Genomic DNA, 2,665 nt, shown 5'->3' on the forward strand with positions numbered 1-2,665 from the left:
GCTGCCCCTGCGGCATCCACAACACGAACACAACCCAAGACCGGACGAACGAACCGACGAACGAAGCCGCCGAGACCGACTCGGAAACCGCGAGGCACCCATGACCACCACGACACTGCACGAGCCGACCTCGCACTGCCACATCGAAGCGACACCCGACGGCGTGCGGATCACCTGCCGCCGTGTCCCCCTCGCACCGGGAATCCTCCTCACCCCCGACCAGTGGGCCCACCTGACCAGCCGCCTCACCACGGGCCGGCTACCGGACTTCGCCATCGAACTCCCCGGCGACTCCTGGGTCACCAAAATCGCCCCGCCGGGGCAGGAAGCCAACGCCCTTTACCTCTGGAACGACGAACTCGCCGCCCTCACCCAAGAAATCCGCGACGGGCGCCATCCGCACCACAACCCACTGCCTGACGACCACGCCGAACGACCCGCCGCCGTCCCGTCAGGGGCCGCCGCGCCACCATCGCGCCCGGGGCGCAAAGCCGTACCCGGCAGACGAACGCCCATATCCGCGGTGTCCGGCCGATGACCACACTCGGGTGCCCCGACCTCACGGCTGCCGGCTGGGATATCCACCCCGACCAGGACGGCTGTTGGACGATCACCACTCTGACCACCGACCGCACAACGATCCGGCTCACCCGCGCGCAGGTGTTCGACCTGACCTGCGGAACCGTTCGCGACACCTGGCCGGCATTCATCCACTGGACCCCGGACCACACATGGGCCGCCCTCCGCCCCAACGACACCGGACCCATCCTGTGGTCGAACCGACACCAAATGGACCTCGTCCGCGCACTCCTCATCGACCACGTCCACACCGCCCTCATCCGGGCCGCCGACGCGGAAACACGAAGGACAACCCGGCACCGCAAAAGGAGCGCCACACCCGACCACCACGTCAACCCCACCACCTACCACCGCCGCACACCGCAGCCACCCACATGACCGCCTACCCGCCCGTGCTCGACAAGCCCGCCGCGACCGACAGGCTCCACAGCGAGTCAGGCCATCGCGAAACAGCCGGGCCGGTATTGAACCTGACGACCGCGCAGGTCGACCTCCTTACCGCGATAAACGCCTTCACCCGCGCCCGGATCGTTGACGGAGCCGTCCGGGTCGGCGACCGCAGCCACTCCATGCGCGACCTATACACGCTACGCACCGCCAAGCTCATCCAGCCAACCCGAGACGGACGCGGCCTACGCGACCGCAAACGATTCGAGATCACCGAACGCGGAGCGGCCGAAGCGGCGACCGGCGGCTGTTCACCACGGGCTACCTCCACCGGCCCGATGAGTTGGCCGCCGAAGCCACCACCGCCGGCCTTCGTCCACGAGCCCTGCTCGCGATCGAAGGCGCCGCGAAGCTCCTGCCCGACCTCGCCGAGCGTCTCCGCAATCCCCGGCTACGCGGCCAACTTCTTCGCGCGATCCGCAGAATCGAGACCGAGCCCTCACTGGTCGGCATGTCCGAACACGTCCTGCTCATCGCCGACAAGCCCACATGCGCACGTACGGAGACCCAATGAATGCCACCACGGTCCGGCTGGCCGGCTGCGAGCTGCCCACCGTTCACGGACACTTCCAGCTTCACGTCTTCGGCCCTGCGACCGGGCCCGAAGACGTCCTCGCCGCTGTCCACCGACCACGGCAGGCTGAGCGGGTCCCGCTCGTTCGGATGCACAGCGCCTGCGCGACCGGTGACCTGCTCGGATCACTCAAATGCGACTGCGGTCCTCAACTGGCCGCATCCCTGAACATGATTGGTACCTCCGAGTACGGGATCCTGCTGTACCTACTGCGCCACGAAGGCCGCGGCATCGGCCTCGCCGCGAAGATCCGCGCGTACACCCTTATGGACCGGGGCTACGACACGGTGGCCGCGAACGCTGCCGTCGGCGCCCCCACCGACTCCCGCGACTACAGGCCCGCCGCTGACGCCCTTACCTGGCTCGGCGTCAGCTCCTTGCGGCTCATGACCAACAATCCACTCAAGATCGATGCGCTCCGCACCGCCGGCATTGCTGTTGACCAGGTCTCGCTATCCGGATTCGTCACCCCCACGAACCGCGACTACCTACAGCAGAAAGACACCTTGCTAGGGCACCTAAACAGCAGCGGTGTTACTGCCCCTTGACACGCGTAGCCTCTTGAACGTAGTCACCCGTTCTGCCTGGGTAGGTATCATTCCGGCAAACGCGGATTGGCTCCGCGCTGTTACACAGCAAGCCATCGCGGCAATCTCGGCACGTTGCGTCTTTGATCAACAACGCCGTCGCCACCAGTAAATGGATCACCCATCGTCGGCATAGCCGGCAAGAGAGGAAACGCTCAATGAGGGTCTGCGTAGTCGGCACCGGATACGTCGGTCTCACCACCAGCGTCAGTCTGGCCTTTCTCGGCCACGACACGACCTGCATCGACCTCGACGAAAGGAAGATCGAGACCCTCCGTAGCGGCCAATGCCCAATCTACGAACCCCACCTGGAAGCGCTCCTCGAACAAGCAGCCCCGCACCTGACCTTCACCACCGACTACGCCACCGGTGTACCCGACGCTGACGTCGTGTTCATCGCCGTGCAAACCCCGCAGCTGGACAACGGCAACCCCGACCTGCAATACCTGCGCTCCGCCGCCGAAAGCGTCGCCCAGCA

The 2,665-nt window shown here is 66.2% G+C and carries 6 protein-coding genes; 5 read left to right on the forward strand and 1 reads right to left on the reverse strand.

Going from position 1 to position 2,665, the window contains the following annotated elements; all coding sequences use genetic code 11:
- Together Asi02nite_RS41030 and Asi02nite_RS41035 are read left to right on the forward strand one after the other, a co-directional pair.
- Positions 1-538 (forward strand): hypothetical protein (locus Asi02nite_RS41030; RefSeq protein WP_203719449.1); only part of this gene is annotated, 538 nt, incomplete at its 5' end.
- Positions 535-957 (forward strand): hypothetical protein, encoded by a 423-nt coding sequence (locus tag Asi02nite_RS41035; RefSeq protein WP_203719450.1) that lies wholly within the window; start codon positions 535-537, stop codon positions 955-957. The genes Asi02nite_RS41030 and Asi02nite_RS41035, both read left to right, overlap by 4 nt.
- A gap of 56 nt (positions 958-1,013) precedes the next feature.
- On the opposite strand, the gene Asi02nite_RS42550 is transcribed toward Asi02nite_RS41035, so the two are convergent.
- Positions 1,014-1,145 carry a hypothetical protein gene (locus Asi02nite_RS42550; protein WP_275410451.1) on the reverse strand — a complete coding sequence of 44 codons (132 nt, stop codon included), beginning with the start codon at positions 1,143-1,145 and terminating at the stop codon, positions 1,014-1,016.
- A 164-nt stretch (positions 1,146-1,309) separates the two neighbouring features.
- Between Asi02nite_RS42550 and Asi02nite_RS41040 the strand changes: the two genes are divergently transcribed.
- From Asi02nite_RS41040 to Asi02nite_RS41050, 3 genes are all read left to right on the forward strand, one after another.
- Complete coding sequence (locus Asi02nite_RS41040) at positions 1,310-1,540, forward strand: hypothetical protein (protein ID WP_239127732.1); 231 nt, start codon at positions 1,310-1,312, stop codon at positions 1,538-1,540.
- A complete protein-coding gene (locus Asi02nite_RS41045) occupies positions 1,537-2,148 on the forward strand; it encodes a GTP cyclohydrolase II (RefSeq protein ID WP_203719451.1) in 612 nt (203 codons plus the stop codon). The genes Asi02nite_RS41040 and Asi02nite_RS41045 overlap by 4 nt, the downstream gene beginning before the upstream one ends.
- Before the next feature lie 197 nt (positions 2,149-2,345).
- Positions 2,346-2,665, forward strand: a 320-nt coding sequence (locus Asi02nite_RS41050; protein ID WP_275410452.1) for a 2-dehydropantoate 2-reductase N-terminal domain-containing protein, incomplete at its 3' end; no start/stop codon positions are given.

This window comes from Asanoa siamensis (genome assembly GCF_016862555.1).
Taxonomy (GTDB): Bacteria; Actinomycetota; Actinomycetes; order Mycobacteriales; family Micromonosporaceae; genus Asanoa; species Asanoa siamensis.

Bases quoted from the DNA above. Each gene is read 5' to 3' on its own strand.
- Asi02nite_RS41045 (WP_203719451.1), top strand. From the start codon at position 1,537: ATGAATGCCACCACGGTCCGGCTGGCCGGCTGCGAGCTGCCCACCGTT.
- Asi02nite_RS41035 (WP_203719450.1), top strand. From the start codon at position 535: ATGACCACACTCGGGTGCCCCGACCTCACGGCTGCCGGCTGGGATATC.